Annotated in this window: 13 protein-coding genes; 7 read left to right on the forward strand and 6 right to left on the reverse strand. The window is 66.7% G+C overall.

Annotated elements, in window-relative coordinates; all coding sequences use genetic code 11:
* Both glsA and NS6_RS12420 read right to left on the reverse strand, forming a co-directional pair.
* Positions 1-1,032 (reverse strand): glutaminase A, encoded by a 1,032-nt coding sequence (gene glsA, locus NS6_RS12415; protein WP_068041024.1) that lies wholly within the window; start codon positions 1,030-1,032, stop codon positions 1-3.
* Between the two features lie 253 nt (positions 1,033-1,285).
* Complete coding sequence (locus NS6_RS12420; RefSeq protein ID WP_068040836.1) at positions 1,286-2,671, reverse strand: alanine/glycine:cation symporter family protein; 1,386 nt, start codon at positions 2,669-2,671, stop codon at positions 1,286-1,288.
* Between the two features lie 348 nt (positions 2,672-3,019).
* Between NS6_RS12420 and NS6_RS12425 the strand changes: the two genes are divergently transcribed.
* Complete coding sequence (locus tag NS6_RS12425) at positions 3,020-4,456, forward strand: sodium/glutamate symporter (protein WP_068040838.1); 1,437 nt, start codon at positions 3,020-3,022, stop codon at positions 4,454-4,456.
* An 85-nt stretch (positions 4,457-4,541) separates the two neighbouring features.
* On the opposite strand, the gene NS6_RS12430 is transcribed toward NS6_RS12425, so the two are convergent.
* The 4 genes from NS6_RS12430 to NS6_RS12450 form a co-directional block, all read right to left on the reverse strand.
* Positions 4,542-5,405 carry an alpha/beta fold hydrolase gene (locus tag NS6_RS12430; RefSeq protein ID WP_068040840.1) on the reverse strand — a complete coding sequence of 288 codons (864 nt, stop codon included), beginning with the start codon at positions 5,403-5,405 and terminating at the stop codon, positions 4,542-4,544.
* Between the two features lie 53 nt (positions 5,406-5,458).
* On the reverse strand, positions 5,459-6,769 hold the full coding sequence (nhaA, locus tag NS6_RS12435) for a Na+/H+ antiporter NhaA (RefSeq protein ID WP_068041026.1): 1,311 nt from the start codon (positions 6,767-6,769) through the stop codon (positions 5,459-5,461).
* Between the two features lie 726 nt (positions 6,770-7,495).
* The gene (locus NS6_RS12445) at positions 7,496-9,661 is read right to left on the reverse strand and encodes a heavy metal translocating P-type ATPase (protein WP_084470993.1); all 2,166 of its coding nucleotides are present in this window, start codon (positions 9,659-9,661) and stop codon (positions 7,496-7,498) included.
* A 47-nt stretch (positions 9,662-9,708) separates the two neighbouring features.
* A complete protein-coding gene (locus NS6_RS12450; RefSeq protein ID WP_068040844.1) occupies positions 9,709-10,344 on the reverse strand; it encodes a DUF305 domain-containing protein in 636 nt (211 codons plus the stop codon).
* Positions 10,345-10,827: 483 nt separating this feature from the next.
* On the opposite strand from NS6_RS12450, the gene NS6_RS12455 reads away from it, so the two are divergent.
* The 6 genes from NS6_RS12455 (at position 10,828) to NS6_RS12480 (ending at position 16,103) form a co-directional block, all read left to right on the forward strand.
* Complete coding sequence (locus NS6_RS12455; protein WP_068041032.1) at positions 10,828-11,520, forward strand: response regulator; 693 nt, start codon at positions 10,828-10,830, stop codon at positions 11,518-11,520.
* Positions 11,517-12,665: a sensor histidine kinase gene (locus NS6_RS12460; RefSeq protein ID WP_068040847.1), complete on the forward strand. Its 1,149-nt coding sequence runs from the start codon at positions 11,517-11,519 to the stop codon at positions 12,663-12,665. Before NS6_RS12455 ends, NS6_RS12460 begins: the two co-directional genes overlap by 4 nt.
* A gap of 241 nt (positions 12,666-12,906) precedes the next feature.
* Entirely contained in the window at positions 12,907-15,057 is a 2,151-nt protein-coding gene (locus NS6_RS12465) for an MMPL family transporter (RefSeq protein WP_084470994.1), read from the forward strand.
* A gap of 62 nt (positions 15,058-15,119) precedes the next feature.
* Positions 15,120-15,386, forward strand: coding sequence for a metal-sensitive transcriptional regulator (locus NS6_RS12470; RefSeq protein ID WP_068041033.1), 267 nt, complete (start codon positions 15,120-15,122; stop codon positions 15,384-15,386).
* A gap of 42 nt (positions 15,387-15,428) precedes the next feature.
* Positions 15,429-15,671 (forward strand): YgaP family membrane protein, encoded by a 243-nt coding sequence (locus tag NS6_RS12475; protein WP_084470995.1) that lies wholly within the window; start codon positions 15,429-15,431, stop codon positions 15,669-15,671.
* Between the two features lie 27 nt (positions 15,672-15,698).
* Positions 15,699-16,103: a DUF302 domain-containing protein gene (locus tag NS6_RS12480; RefSeq protein ID WP_068040850.1), complete on the forward strand. Its 405-nt coding sequence runs from the start codon at positions 15,699-15,701 to the stop codon at positions 16,101-16,103.
* The last annotated feature ends 174 nt before the right edge of the window (positions 16,104-16,277 follow it).

Genomic DNA, 16,277 nt, shown 5'->3' on the forward strand with positions numbered 1-16,277 from the left:
TCAGGCTCCTTTCGCGCTGTCGCGGTGGGCGGCGACGGGCTGGTGGACGGAGGACGCGAAAAGGTTGAGGCCCAGGGCCCGCGACAGGTAGGCGCAGGCGCGTTGCCCGCGGACGCTGTTGCCCGCCGGATCCAGCCGCGGTGAGAACGTGCCCAGCGCACCCTTGCCCGGCGATATCGCCACGATGCCGCCCGCGACCCCGGATTTCGCCGGCAATCCGATTTCGAACAGCCACTCACCGGATCGTTCGTAGAGCCCGCACGAGGCGAGCACGGCCAGGGTGTCGCGGCACACTTCGGACGAGATCACCCGCTCCCGGGTAACCGGGTTGACACCACCGCCGGCCAGGGTGGCGCCCATGACGGCGAGGTCTGCGGATGTCACAGCGAGGGCGCACTGGCGGGTGTAGATGTCCACGGTCTCCAGCGGGTCGGTATCGAGGCGCCCGTAACGTTCGAGGAGTCGCGCGATTGCCTTGTTGCGCTGATTGGTGAGCATTTCCGAGTGGTAGACCACCCCGTCGAGTTCGAGATACCGCCCCGCGAAACGGGATATGCCGGTGCGGATGTTCTCCCACTGCTCCGCCGGTGTCGCGCCGGGCATCAACCCCGTCGTCGCTATCGCGCCGGCGTTGACCATCGGATTCATCGGGCTGCCGGCGTTGAGTTCGACGGCCATCACCGAATTGAACGGTAGCCCCGTATTGTTCACGCCGACACGCTCGTGTACCGCCTGGTGCCCGTATCTCTCGCAGACGAGTGCGAAGACGAAGGCCTTCGAAATCGACTGGATCGAGAATGCGATATCGGTGTCACCGGCCGCGTGGGTGCTGCCGTCCACTCCGGCCAGCGTGAGCCCGAACCAGTTCGGGTCGGCCTCGGCCAGGATCGGGATGTAGTCGGCGACCTGCCCGTCGTGCAGGCCGGTGTAGCGCCGGTGGGCCTCGGCAACGAGTTCGCCGACTCGGGATTCGGTGGGAAGATCGCCGGTGAACGCATGTTGTGCGACGTCGAGCACATCCGCCTCGAACATCGTGGCCTCCTCCACCTCGTCCCGTATTCGGCGCGGGTTTGCCCGGGGTTTCCCGGAGGTGCGCCGCCGGGGCTTCCGGGGCCAGGTCGCTGCGGACCATAGGTGCTGCACCGCCCGATTGCCCGAGCGTAACGGTGAGTATGGTCCTGGCTCGGGATGAACCGCCGGTCGAGCGTCGCCCTTCGAAAAAGGGTTATGCGCGCTCGCGGCGACGGGAGCGAACACCGGAGGCCCCGCTGCCCCCTGGTAACGCTCAGATGGTCGGGATCCGTTCGGGGGGCGGTTCGTAGGGATTCGGGTCTTTTCGTTCGAAATAGGCCTTGGTCTCGCGATACACCAGCGGGGACAGGATCAGCAGGCCGATGAGGTTCGGGAGTGCCATCAACCCGTTGGCGACGTCGGAGAAGGTCCACACGGTGGTCAGTTCGGTGGTGGCTCCCAGGTACACCACTGCGATGAACAGGATGCGGTAGGGCAGTACAAGGCTGTTGCCGAACAAGTACTCGATGCACCGGTCGCCGTAATAGGACCAGCCGAGAACGGTGGAGAAGGCGAAGAAGATGATGCTGACGGTGACGATGACGCTGCCCCAGGTCCCGGGTAGTGCGTCGGCGAATGCCGCAGCGGTGAAGGTCGCTGCGTCGGCGTCGGTTTTCCAGACACCGGTCACGACGATCACCAAGCCGGTGAAGGAGACCACGACGAGGGTGTCGATGAAGGTCTGGGTCATCGACACCAGCGCTTGACGCACCGGATGGGTGGTCGAGGCCGCCGCGGCGGCGATACCACCGGTGCCGAGCCCGGATTCGTTGGAGAAAATCCCTCGGGCCACGCCGTACTGGATGGCCGCGGCGACTCCGGCACCCACGAAACCGCCGGTCGCGGCCGTACCGGTGAAGGCGTCGGTGACGATCTCGGCGACCGCTGCCGGCAGATCCTCGAAGCGGAAGATCAGCACGGCGAGCGCGCCGAGGATATACAGGACGATCATGACCGGTACGAAGACGCTGGCGACGCGGCCGATCCCTTTGATGCCGCCGAGGATGACCGCGGCGGCAAGGCCGGTGATGATGAGCCCGGTGATCCAGGTCGGCAGGCCCCATTCCGACTCCACGTTCAGCGCAACCGTGTTGGCCTGGGTCATGTTGCCGATTCCGAACGAGGCCACCACACCGGCCACGGCGAAGAAGCCACCGAGGAAGATGCCGAGCGGCCCCTTGATACCGCGCCGCAGGTAGTGCATGGGGCCACCGGCTTGGTTACCGGCGGCGTCGGTGCGGCGGAAACGGACGCCGAGGAACGCTTCGCTGTACTTGGTGGCCATTCCGACCAGGCCGGTCAGCCACATCCAGAGCACCGCGCCCGGGCCACCCAGGGAGATGGCGGTGGCGACACCGGCGATATTGCCGACACCGACCGTCGCCGCCAGCGCGGTGGACAGCGCCTGATAGTGGGAGATATCGCCCTCGGCATCGGGATCGGCGCGTTCGACGAAACCCAGCCGGAACGCGAGGACGAATCGCCGGAACTGAATGCCCCGCAGCAAGACTGTCAAATACAGTCCGGTCAGCAAGAGTAAGGGGATCAGTAGCCAGGGACCCCAGATGAAGTCGCTGGCGCTGCTGAGCAACTCGCTCATATAGAACAACCGCCTCATTCGGTGACAAGCCGTGGCCGGCACGTGCCACGGTCGAGAGCCACCGGAGATTCACCGATGGCTTGATCATTGTCGAGGAAGACGATTACGTACGCATGACGAGCCGCGTTTCACACCAGGGCGCGACCCCGGGGTGAGATCGGGTGCTGGGATCGGTTGTGGAATGACCCCGTGTGCCGGGACCCTGCGTATCTCCATCAGTGGGAGGGGTTTACGCATTGTTGGACCGCTATCTATCGTACCGTTAATTAACGGCACAGTTCGCTGGTCTTGTGCTCCGCTCCTCGCGACGGAGTGCGGCCGGTGTCGCTACGACGGAAGTAGGTGGATATGTCTCCCAACGCAATTGGCTTCGCCCTGTTGCTGCTGGGCGTGATGATGTTGGTCGCCAAGATCATCAGGGTCAAGTGGCGATTGGCGCAGAAGTTGTTCATTCCCAGTTCGATCATCGGCGGGGCGCTGGCCCTGCTGGTCGGGCCGGATGTGTTCGGCCGGATCGCCGGATTGTTCGGGACCGACCGGTTCGCCGAGTCGGGGTTGCTGACACCGGAGATCATCGAGGTGTGGAAAACCCTTCCGGGCCTGTTGATCTCGCTGGTATTCGCCGGGCTGTTGATGGGTCATAAGCTGCCGTCGCCCCGTAAGGCGTTTCGGGTGGCCGGGCCGCAGATCGCTTTCGGTATGACAGTGGCCAGTGGCCAGTATGTATTCGGTCTGCTGCTGGCGATTCTGGTGCTCGGTCCGGTGTTCGGCCTGCCGGCGATGGCGGGCACGCTGATCGAGATCGGGTTCGAAGGGGGACACGGCACTGCCGCGGGTATGGCAGGCACTTTCGAGGAATTCGGATTCCCTGAGGGACAGGACCTGGCGCTGGGTCTGGCAACGGTGGGCGTTCTGTCCGGCATCGTTTGCGGGATCGCGTTGATCAACTGGGGTGTGCGCACCGGTAAGACCACTGAATTGCGGGTAGACGCAGAGCCTTCGGTTGTCGAGCGCGCGGGTCTGGTGGAGAAGGAGCGGCGTCGTTCCGCGGGCACCTTGACAGTGAATCCGTCCTCGATCGAGCCCTTGACACTGCACTTCGGGTTGCTGGCGGTAGCGGTGCTGATCGGGTGGCTGATGCTGGAAGGGATCCAGTGGGTGGAGTCGAAGCTGTGGGCCGACAGCTTCGAACTGTTCGCGCACGTACCGCTGTTTCCGATCGCCATGATCGGCGGGATCATCGTGCAGGGGCTGATCCAGGCGTTCGACCGCGAGGAAATCGTGGATGTGCAGATGATCGAGCGCTTGCAGGGCTTCAGCCTCGATGTGCTGGTCATCGCCGCCCTGGGCACCTTGTCGCTGACGGCGATCGCGGCGAATATGGGACCGTTCATCCTGCTGGCAGTCACCGGACTGGTATGGACGGCCGGTGCGTTCATCTTCCTGGCGCGCCGAATGCTGCCGGACTTCTGGTTCGAACGCGGGATCGCCGATGTCGGGCAGGCCATGGGTGTGACCTCCACCGGCCTGATTCTGCTGCGCGTGGTGGATCCCGATCTGAAGACCCCGGCCTATCAGGCGTTCGGGTACAAACAGCTGATCATGGAACCGTTCTTCGGGGGCGGCCTCGTCACTGCCGGGGCGATTCCCATCATTGCCAACTTCGGTGTCGGCTGGCTGCTCGCCGGAATGTTTGCGCTGTTCGTCGGCGCCCTCGCCGCCGGACTGTTGTACTTCGGCCGGCGCCCCGTTGCCGCCGAGGAACCGGTAACAGCCGCCCCATGACAGGCCGGGAGGTGACTTGCCTCGGCGCGCGACCCGCGCCGAGGCAAGCTGATTGCGGCCCCGCCGCCGTCCGGCCGAGCCGGAATCACAGGCGTCCGGTGAGGTCGTCCACCAGTTCCACGACGCCGGCCGGGTTGTCGTCGAGGGCCAGGTGTCCACAGCCGGGAAATACGTGCAGTCCGGTTCCGAGCAGGTCGCGGACGGCAGGTTCGAGACGGTCGGGCGGCAGGAAGATGTCCTGGGCTCCGGTGGCCACCACGCAGGGGGCCGACCGGCAGCGGTCGAGCAGTGCGGGCGCCAGCGGTGCGGGCGCCAGGGTGGTCCGGCAATAGCGGGCGACCAGAGTCATCCACTCCACCAGATGCGGTGCCACAGCATGTTCCGGGCCCGTCATCAGGCGCAGGAGGCGGTGTGTGCGGTCGGGTGAGGGCGCGGCGAGCCAGGCCAGGGTTGCCGCGAGCAGGCGGGGCGGCACCTTCAGGCGCACCAGCCCGGCCGGTGCTATGAGCACACGACCGGCGACTCGTTCGGGCGGGCATGCCATGGCGATCGCCCCGCCCAGCGAATGCCCGAGCAGAACGGCCGTATCGGGCACAGTCTGTTCCAGCACCTCGTCGAGCCACCGGCCGTACCAGGCCAGCCGGTCTCGGCGCGGCCGCCGCGGCGCGCTGAGCCCGGGTTGTCCCGGTACATCCAGGGCGATGACCCGGTACCGGGTTGCCAACTCCGCCAGAAACGGGAGCGAGGCCGCGGTGTTCATATTCGTTCCGGGGACAACCACGACAACGGGCGCCGACTCGTGAGTGTGGCCGAGCCCCACGACACGGGTGGACCCCGCCGAGGTCTCGATCGTCCACTGCCGGTGTGACCTACCCCGGTCCTGCAGTTGCTCGGTGCACCACAGGCCGATCACTTCACCGCTGGCCGGGTTGATGTACGCCGAAACCATCGGCCGGTCTCCCTTTTCCGATGTGGGACGGGCGTCGAACGCTGACGGCATGGTCAGGACCCCTGCTGGTAGATGTCGGGAACGCCGTCGTGGTCGTCATCGCGAGTCTCTTCTTCGGCGATCCGGCGGTAGACACGGTTGCGCAGCCGCAACACCACGGTGGCCAGGAACGCCGCGACGAGGGTGCCGACAAGGACACCGATGCGGACGTGGTCTTCCCACCGCGGCTGATCGGCGAAGGCCAGTTCTCCGATCAGCAGCGAGACCGTGAATCCGATACCACCGAGCAGGGCTACCCCGACAACGTCCACCCAGCTCAGGTCGGCGTCCAATTCGGCACGGGTCAGTTTGGCGGTGGCGAAGGTGGTGACCAGAATTCCCAGTGCCTTACCGGCAACCAGACCTACGACGATTCCGAGAGTGACCCGATCGGTGAGCGAATCGACCATCCCGTCGAGCCCGCCGACGGTGACCCCGGCGGCGAAGAACGCGAAAATCGGTACCGCGACGCCGGCGGACAGCGGCCGGATCCGATGTTCGAACCATTCGGCGAGCCCAGGGTCCTGCGCCGAGGGATCACCGTTACCGGAACGTGTGGTGAGCACGGGCACGGTGAAGCCCAGCAGAACGCCGGCGACCGTCGCGTGCACACCGGATTCGTGCACCAGCCACCACGTGAGCAACGCCAGCGGTACCAGCACCCACACCGACCGGACCCCCCGCTGGACAGCGACGGCGAAGGCGGCCAACGGGAGCAGCGCCAACCCGAGATAGGGCAGCTGGAGTTCGTCGGTGTAGAAGATCGCGATGATCGTCACCGCGAGCAGGTCGTCGACCACAGCGAGTGTGAGCAGGAAGGTACGCAAGGCGGTGGGCAGGTGCGAGCTCACCACGGCGAGTACTGCCAGCGCGAAGGCGATATCGGTGGCCGTAGGAATCGCCCACCCCTGCACCGCATCGCCGTTGCCGAGGTTGAAGGCCAGGAAGATCGCCGCCGGTCCGATCATGCCGCCGACCGCGGCCACCACCGGCAGCGCCGCCCGGCGCGGATCGCGGAGATCGCCGGCGACGAATTCGCGTTTGAGTTCGAGGCCGACGACGAAGAAGAACACTGCCAGCAACCCGTCGGCGGCCCAGGTCGCCAGCGAAAGGTCCAGATGCAGGGCCGACGGTCCGAGCTGGAAGTCGCGAAGCGCATCGTAGGCGCCTGACCAGGGGGTGTTGGCCCAGATCAAACCGCCGGCCGCGGCGATGATCAACAGCACGCCACCGGCGGTCTCGGTGCGCAGAAGCGCGGTGATCCGCCGAGCTTCGGGCCAGGAACCGCGAGCGAACAGGGTAGGGCGGGAGCGAGGAGAACGCATCGGCGAGGGGCATCTTTCGTCGGCGGCGACCCCGGCCCGTGTCCAGGCCAGGTGTGCCGACCAGACTTCCCGGCTCTCCTGCTGTAAAGATGCCGTATAGACCCCGGAGAACGCAAACCATGCGGTGTCGTTCATGCGGGCGCTGCCGGTGGCGTTCGAGTCAGTTCAGCGGGTGAAGTGTTTGCGCGGTCGCGGCGTAGGCGGTGTCGAAGTCGACGGCCAGTACTGCTTCGGCGCGCGCGACGACGGCGCGTTGCTCCCACTCCCGGCCGCGGTACGGCTGCGCCAGGCGGTGCCGGTGGTGTCCAGCTGCTACCGGCGTCCGTGCTTTCGGTGAGGCCCAGTGGATTCGGCGCGGTGCTCGATGGTCCAGGGTGTCCGGAGGCGAAAAGGTGATCGGTGCCCGGGGTACCGGTCAATCCCATGAAGTCGTCGTCGGAGGTGCCGATTCGGGTGGTGTTGCCGTCGTCGGCGAGAGCGAACGCCGGTGTGTGTGCCGGCCGGCACTGTTCCGGCAGCCGTCAGGTGCAGGCCGTGCAGGTGGTCCAGTGGCGGTGTCAATGTCACGCCGGGCGCCGATACCGGCGACGGTGCCGGCGGTATGGATGTTGTGGCGGTTTGCTCGGTGGCCGAACAGCCGACGAGCACGGTGACCGCTATCAGCGGAGCGAGGGCACGCGCCCGGATGGGCAGGGGTGATCGGGACATGTGGGGGTGGGGCCCGTTTCAGGGGACGGCCGGAGATGTTCGGGTACGGGTCAGGCGGGCGGGGTCGAGATCGAGGTTGCGCAGCAGTTGGGCGTTGAGCGCGACGACGATGGTGGACACCGACATGAGCACTGCGGCGACGGCGGGGGAGATCGCGATGCCGGCGAAGGCCAGCACACCGGCGGCCAGCGGGACGGCGATGATGTTGTAGCCGGTGGCCCAGAGCAGGTTCTGCCACATTTTCCGGTAACTGGCGTGGGACAGTTCGATGATCGACAGCACCGCGCGGGGGTCGTTCGCGGCGAGGACGACCCCGGCGGATTCGATGGCGACATCGGTGCCGGCGCCGATCGCCACCCCGACATCGGCGCGGGCGAGGGCAGGCGCGTCGTTGACGCCGTCACCCACCATCGCGACCTTGTGCCCGCGATTGTGCAGTTCGGTGACCTTCGCGTCTTTGTGTTCGGGCAGGACTTCGGCGAACACTTCGTCGATACCGAGGTCGGCGGCGACGGCGTCGGCGACCTGACGGGCGTCGCCGGTGATCATCGCGACCTTCACACCGCGGGCGTGCAACGCGTCGATGGCTCGGCGGGATTCGTCGCGGACGGCGTCTTCGAGTGCAATGGCGCCGAGTACGCGATCGCCGTGAACGATATGCAGCACCGAGGCGCCGCGTTGTACCCAGCCGGAAGTGACGGTGGCGACGTCATCGGGGACCGGTAATCCTGAATCGGCGAGCATGGCCGGGCCGCCGACGCTCACCGCGGTACCGTCGACGACCGCGCGTACCCCGCGGCCGGGTACCGACCGGAAATCGGTGGCGGAAAGTTTTTCCGCGTCCGGAACACGCGTTTCGGCGGCAGCGACGATGGCCCGCGCGAGGGGGTGTTCGCTATCGGCTTCGACGGCTGCGGCGAGCGCGAGCAGATGCTCGTCGCTGATGCCGGTGGTGGCGGTGACTCCGGTGAGCTGGTGACGGCCCTGGGTCAGGGTGCCGGTCTTGTCGAACAGCACCACATCGACGGTGCGCATGTGTTCGAGCGCGAGACGGTCTTTGACCAGTACCCCGGCTTTCGCGGCGCGTTCGGTGGAGATCGCGATGACCAGCGGAATCGCCAGACCCAGGGCGTGCGGGCAGGCGATGACGAGGACGGTCACCGTGCGCACCACGGCCTCGTCGAGGTTGCCGAGCAGCGCCCAGATCACGAATGTCAGTACGCCGGTACCGGAGGCGAAATAGAACAGGAACGCGGCGGCTTTGTCCGCGAGCGCCTGCGCGCGCGAGGAAGAGGCTTGGGCGTCGGCGACCATACGCTGGATACCGGCCAAGGCGGTGTCCTCGCCGACCGCGGTGATCCGCACACGCAGGGCGCTGTCGGTGGCGACGGTGCCGGCGACCACGGTTTCGCCGATATCGCGGCTCACGGTTTTGGACTCACCGGTGATCATGGATTCGTCGACCTCGGCGCGCCCGTCGGTGACCGTGCCGTCGGCGGGTACCCGGGCCCCGGCCCGCACCAGCACCAGGTCACCGCGGGACAGCTGAGTCAGCGGTACCTCGATGACACCGCCGTCGGTGATCTTCTCCGCGGTGTCCGGCAGCATCGCAGCCAGGGCGTCGAGCGCGCCGGACGCCGAACCCAGCGCCCGCATCTCCAGCCAGTGCCCCAGCAGCATGATGACGATCAGCAGGGCCAGTTCCCACCAGAAGTCCAGGTCGAACCCGCCCAGCCCGAGCGTGGTGACCCAGGAGGCGGCGAACGCGACCGTGATAGCCATCGCGATCAGCAGCATCATCCCCGGGCGGCGGGAGCGCAGCTCGGTCCGGCCACCGGTGAGGAACGGCATCCCACCGTAGAAGAAGATCACCGTGCCCAGGACCGGCGGAACCCACGAGACCCCCGGGAAATCCGGCAGGTGGTAACCCATCAGATCGGCGACCATATGACTGAACCCGACGACCGGCACCGACAGGACCAGGCTGATCCAGAACCGGCGGCGGAACATCTCCCCGTGGGCCCCGTGCCCGGCATGCCGATCATGGCCACCGCCCTCGCCGTGACCGCCGTGGCCGGTGTGCCGGTCCCGGGCATCCGGCGGTGCGCCTCGAGTGGATATGCCGTGGTCGTGCCCGGCGGACGGCGGGTCCTGCTGGGGGTGCCGGTGCTCGGGATGCGACATCGCGAAGCCTCCTACCTGGTCGGGGCCCTGCGGAATCGAGCGGGTTGTTACAGGGTGGTCAGCAGTTGGCGCATGGTGTCGATTTCTTGCTGCTGGGTATCGACGATGGTGCGAGCCATCTGCACGGCCTCGGGGAACTGTCCGTCCTCGATCTCGTCCTGCGCCATATCGACGGCGCCTTCGTGGTGGGCGATCATCTGGGTGAGGAACAGCCGAGCAGCCTCGGTGCCCTGCGCGTCGGACAGCGCCTGCATATCTTCGGCACTCATCATCCCTTCCATTTCATGGCCGTCGGGCATGTCGTGGCCGGGCATAGAGCTGGGCATCTCGGTGGGTTCGCCCCACTCACCGAGCCAGGTGGTGAGCTGGTCGATTTCCGGGCCCTGGGCGGCTTTGATCTGGGTGGCCAGGGCGGTCACCGGTTCAGGAATGCCTTGTTTGGCCAGCAGAATATCGCTCATCTCGATGGCCTGAGCGTGGTGCGGGAGCATCATCTGCGCGAACATCACATCGGCCGGGTTATGGGCGCCGGCGTCCTCGGCGGCCGGGGTTGTCGCCGATACCGCGGCGCTCGGGGTGGTAGCGGTAGTGGTGTCGGTGTCGGAATCACCGCAGGCGGCCACAGTGAATGCCACCGCGAGCGCGGTGGCGCCGACGGCGAGGGACTTGATCGTGTTGGTCATGAGCAGATCCTTTCTCGAGTGTTCGCAGAACAGGTGAACCAGCGGTCGGGCCCGGCACGTCGTGTGTGCCGGGCCAATGTTCGGTAGGAAACGGTGGTCATCATTGCGGGCTTATTGGTGGTATGCGTTGTGGCAGTGCATCATCCATTGGCCAGGCCCGACCCGGCGCAGGCCGCCGGCACCCGCGAGCACTGACCCGGCCAGGAAGGGCCGACGGCTCGGCTCACCCACAAAAGTGTCCCCTCCGGTTGCCGTCGGTGGCCTCGCTGGTCTGCGCCTCGTTCTCGGGTCCGGTGCCCAGCTTGGTGCGGTTGTCGCGGTACTTCGGTAGAGGTCGTATGAAGATTTGCTCAAGAAGCCGCACCGCGGTGTCGACGCCACCGTGGTCTGGTGATGATGAACAGCATGGCCACCACTGCTCGAACCCCCGCGCCGGCTCGCGACACCGGGCCGGCGCAGCGCCCGCCCACCGGGCTGCGCGCCATGGTCGTCGAGGACGAGGCGGCGCTGGCGAATCTGGTCGGCAGCTATCTGGAGCGCGACGGGTTCGACGCCACGATCACCGGGGACGGCCACGAGGCAGTCTCGCTCGCCCGGGAGGTCGATCCGGATGTTGTGGTTCTCGACCTGGGGCTGCCGGGGCTGGACGGGGTCGAGGTGTGCCGGCAGTTGCGCACCTTCTCCGATGCCTACGTCGTGATACTCACAGCTCGGGCCGAGGAGGTCGACACGCTCATCGGACTGTCTGTCGGTGCCGACGACTACATGACCAAGCCGTTCAGCCCCCGCGAGCTGATGGCCCGCATCCAGGCCATGATGCGCCGCCCACGCACCAGCACCACCCGGCCGGCGAACGCCGTGGCCGCCATGCAGGCCCGTATCTTCGGCGATCTGGCCATCGATGCCGATGGGCGCGAGGTCACAGTCGGGGGCGCGCCCGTGGCGCTCACCCGCACCGAGTTCGACGTCCTCGCCGCCCTGGCGCGCGATCCGGGGGTGGTGCTGACCCGAGCCCAGCTGATCGGCGCGGTATGGGGCCCGAGCTGGGTCGGTGACGAGCACCTGGTGGACGTGCACATCGGTCATCTGCGCCGCAAGCTCGGTGATGATGCCACCCGCGGCCGTTACGTGCGTACCGTCCGCGGCGTGGGCTATCGGATGGGCAGCGGAGCATGACCGCCCGGCCTCGCGAACCCGATGCCGCCCCCGTGGCGGCCGAGCCTGCGGCAGGGTCGAGTTTCGGAACCCGCCTGTTCGTCGCACTGACCGTGGTGGTGATCGGATGCGCCGTCAGCGCCTGGTTGGTCGCCTCGGCGCTGGCCCCCGGTATCTTCCACGACCACCTCGGTCAGGCCGGTATCCACGATTCGAGCCAGGCTGCTCACGTCGAGGAAGCGTTCACCCAGTCGATCGTGCTCGCCTGGGGGCTGGCGGTCGCGATCGCGGTACTGCTGGCCTTGGCGGTGAGCTGGTACATCACCCGGCGAGTCCAGCGTTCGCTGATCGCTGTGACCACGTCCACGGCCCGGATCGCGGGCGGCCGGTACGACACCCGCGTACACAGCCCCGGGCTCGGCCGCGAATTCGACGAACTCGCCGTGACCGTCAACGAACTCACCCGCCGCCTCGACGCCACCGAAACCACCCGTCGCAGAATGCTGGCCGACCTCGGCCACGAAATGCGCACCCCGATCGCCACCCTCGACTCCTACCTCGAAGCGCTCGAGGACGGTGTCCGCACTTTCGACGACGACACCCGGCAGGTCCTGCGCTCGGCCACCGACCGGCTCGAACGCCTCGTCGAAGACATCACCGCCGTCTCCCGCGCCGAGGAACACCTCACCCGGATCCGGCCGGTGCCCACAACCACCGCGGCGCTGGTCATCCACGCGGTGCGGGCCGCGCAGGAGCGGTACGACAACAAAGGTGTCGCACTCCGCACTCATATCCAGGATTCCGCCGTCGTGTCCGTCGATCCGGACCGGATCGGCCAAGTACTGGGCAACCTGCTCGACAATGCCCTGCGCCACACTTCGAGTGGAGGCGCGGTCACCCTCAGTACCCGGCGAACAGGTCACCGGCACGTCGAGATCACCGTTACCGATACCGGGGAAGGTATCGCTTCCGACCATCTCGACCATCTCTTCGACCGCTTCTACCGAGCCGATACCGCCCGCGACCGCCGCCACGGGGGTAGTGGCATCGGCCTGACGATCACCCGCGCTCTCGTCGAAGCCCACGACGGCCGGATCCGGGCATACAGCGGCGGCCTCGGGCAGGGAGCGCAATTCACCATCGAGCTGCCGATCAGCGACCGCTGATCTCCGGGGGCTCGGCGGCCGGATATCGCGGCTGCGGGCGTGGCTGCCGCTCCGGCCGGTGTACACGCTCGGATTCCGGTCCTGCCTGTACTCGCCGCTGCCAGGGCCTTGTTGTCGCCGACTGTGGTGAGTATCGCACCTTCCAATACCCCGGGGGGTATATATTGGATCGAGTTGGATACCCCTGGGGGTATTAATCAGGCTTGTCGACCAGGAAGCGCGACCGGAGAGGCGAAGGAACATGACGGAGACGACGACGGCTCGGCCGCCGGGCTCGGCTGAGCCGGGGCAGGACGGGATGCTGGCGCGACTCGGGTCTGCGATGGCCGGTCGTGCCCGGCTGGTGTTCGGTGTGTGGCTGGTGGTGCTGGTAGCGCTGGGGGCTGCGGCGCCGAGTGTGTTCAGCTCATTGGCCGGTGCCGGGTGGCAGGCCAACGGGTCGGAATCAGTGCAGGTCCGGGAGTTGGCGCAGCAGCATTTCGGCGGCAATTCCTCGGCGGCGGTGCAGGTGGTGGTGCACTCCGATACCGCCAAGATCTCCGATCCGCAGATGCAGACCGTCCTGGACGAGGCTTCCGCGGTATTCGCCGGTGATTCCCGGTTCGGGGCGGTGATCGACCCGCAGCCGGGAATGACTATCAGCCCGGACGGGCATACCGGGATTCTGATCGCGGGTGCGAACGCGTCGGCCGACGATATGGTGCGCGCCGTCGACGAGCACAAAGCCGAGTTGACAGCGCTCTCCGACGAGGGCGTCGAGGTGTATCCGACCGGGGCCTCGGCGTTGTGGAGTGATTTCAACAAAGCCAATCACGATGCGATGATCCAGGCGGAACTGATTTCGTGGCCGGTCACGCTGCTGATCATGGTGCTCGCCTTCGGTTCGCTGGTCGCGGCGGGTTTGCCGTTGCTGTTGACCGTTGCCGGATTGGTGGCATCGGCCGGTGGACTGGTGTTGCTGAACCAGGTGACGCCGATTTCGGTATGGGCGATGAACTTCGCCATGATGTTCGCGCTCGCACTGGGTATCGACTACGCACTCTTCATGGTGGCCCGGTTCCGTGATGCGCTGCGCAAGACCGCCGATGCGCGGCGTGCAGTCGCCGAGACGATGGCCACCGCGGGTAAGGCTGTGGTGTTGTCGGGTCTGACTGTGCTGGTGAGCCTCTCGGCAGTATTGCTGGTTCCGGCGCCGGCGGTGCGCACGATGGCGGTGGGGATCATGCTTGCAGTCGTGTTCGTTCTGGCCGCGACATTGACATTGCTGCCGGCCGCGCTGGGCGCGCTCGGGGGCCGGATCAATGCGGCGGCCTTACCGTATGCGACCCGTCAGCAACACCGCTCGCCCCGGTTCGCCCAGTGGGGACGGCTCCTGCACAAGCGCCCGTGGCCGTTCGCCATTGCGGGGGCAGGAGTGTTGATCGTGCTGGCATTGCCGGTTCTCGGGTTGAAGGTCGCGATGCCCTCGATTCAGGTGGTGCCCGACGACGCGCCGGTGCGGCAGGGCTATGAGCTGGTTCAGCGCCAGCTGGGTGAAGGCGCGCCCGGTGCGCTGCAGATCATCGCCCCCACCGATCAGGCCGAAAGCACCGCCGGGGCGGCGGCGGGATCGGGGATCGCAATGGTGACACCCGCACAGCCGGCTGCCGGCGATCCCGGGTGGGTCATGATGCAGGCCCTGCCGGCCATGGACCCCTCGGACGAGCGTATGGGCACGGTGCTGAACGACTTGCGGGAACGGTTGCCCGACCAAGCCCTGGTCGGCGGCGCACCCGCGGAGAACCTGGACCTGCAGGACGCCCTGAACGACTATCTGCCGATCGTTGTCTCGGTGATTCTGGTGTTGGGGTTCGTGTTGCTGCTGGTGGCGTTGCAGGCCCCGCTGATCGCCGCGTTGGGGACCCTGGTCAGCCTCGGCTCCACCGCCGCGGCGTTCGGGGTGGCGAAGCTGATCTTCCAGGACGGCCACGGCGCCGGTCTGCTCGGCTTCACTCCCCAGGGCTTCCTCGACGGGTGGGGTCCGGTGTTCTTCTTCGCAATGATCTTCGCGATCGCGATGGACTACACCGTATTCCTGCTGGCCAGCGCCAAAGAACAGTTCGAGCGCACCGGCGATGCCCAGACCGCGGCAGTGGAAGGGCTGGCCCATTCCGGGCGCGTCATCTTTGCCGCAGCAGCGGTCATGGTCGCAGTGTTCTTCACTTTCGCCCTCGCCGAACCGCTGCCCCCGAAGGAAATGAGCATCATCCTCGGTGTCGCGGTTCTGCTGGACGCCCTGATCGTCCGGCTGGTCCTGCTGCCGGTCATCCTGCGGCTGACCGGGAGTGCGGCCTGGTGGTCGCCGTCCTGGATGCGCCGGGTTCTGCCGAAGATCAGTTTCGCTCATCACTGACAGCGCAGCTCAAATACCCGCGGGGGTATCGTTGCGGTCGGATGGATATGAAGGAGGACGCCGTGGTCGGCGACGAAGAAAGCATTGCTCAGGTTCTCAACCGGTTGCGCCGCGCACACGGTCAGCTCGCCGGTGTGATCGCCATGATCGAGCAGGGCCGCGACTGCAAAGACGTGGTCACCCAGCTCGCGGCAGTCTCACGTGCCCTGGACCGGGCCGGGTTCAAGATCCTGGCCACGGGACTGCGTGAATGCCTCGACGAGTCGAAGAAGTCCGGGGACCCGTTGACCGTGGCCGAACTCGAAAAACTGTTCCTAGCCCTCGCCTGACCTACGGGTACGGGTGAAGGCGGACTTCGGAAAGGAAGACTCATGCCGAGCTCACCGCTGACCGACAGCGGCTGGACCATTGCCCGGCTGGTACCGCTGCTGGCCGGGATACTGGTCCTGGCCGGCACCGCGGCTGCCGCGACGATATCGGCGTGGTGGCTCATCGTGCCGGCGCTGGTCGGAGCCAACCTGCTGCTCTACAGCGCGGTGGGCTGGTGCCCGGCCACACTGCTCATGCGCCGGGCGGGCATCACCTCCGGAGTCTGCCCGCGCGGCCACGCCTGACAACTCACACAAAGAAAGGTGCACGTCATGGAACTCGCCCTGTCGACCACAATGCAGACCGGCTTCGACGACGCAGTGGACGCGGTCCGGGAAGCCTTGGCCGGACAAGGATTCGGCATCCTCACCGAAATCGATATGGCAGCCACGTTGAAGACCAAGCTCGGCCACGACATGGAGGACTACCGCATCCTCGGCGCCTGCAATCCGCCGCTGGCGCAGCAGGCGGTCGGCATCAACCGCCAGATCGGGCTGCTGCTGCCCTGCAACGTCGTCGTACGCCGCGACCCCGACGACGCCGGTCTGATCCACGTGGAAGCCATGAACCCCGAACTCATGGTCGAAGTCACCAGCGACCCGCAACTCCGCCCGGTCGCAACGGATGCCGGTGCCCGGTTGGCCGCTGCCCTGAAAACCCTCGGCCCCGACGCCTGACCCCAACGCTACGAGGCCGGATCGGTGTCCGTTTCCGATTCGGCACTCGACTCCCGAACTGCTCGGGTTTGTCATTGCCCGTTGGTTCGTCGTGATTTCCGCTCAGCGATATCGGCATGACCGCACTCGCGGGCCTCTACGGGGCCCGATCCGGATAGCTTCAACGGAACCCGC

The organism is Nocardia speluncae NBRC 108251 (assembly GCF_001613245.1).
Lineage (GTDB): Bacteria > Actinomycetota > Actinomycetes > Mycobacteriales > Mycobacteriaceae > Nocardia > Nocardia speluncae.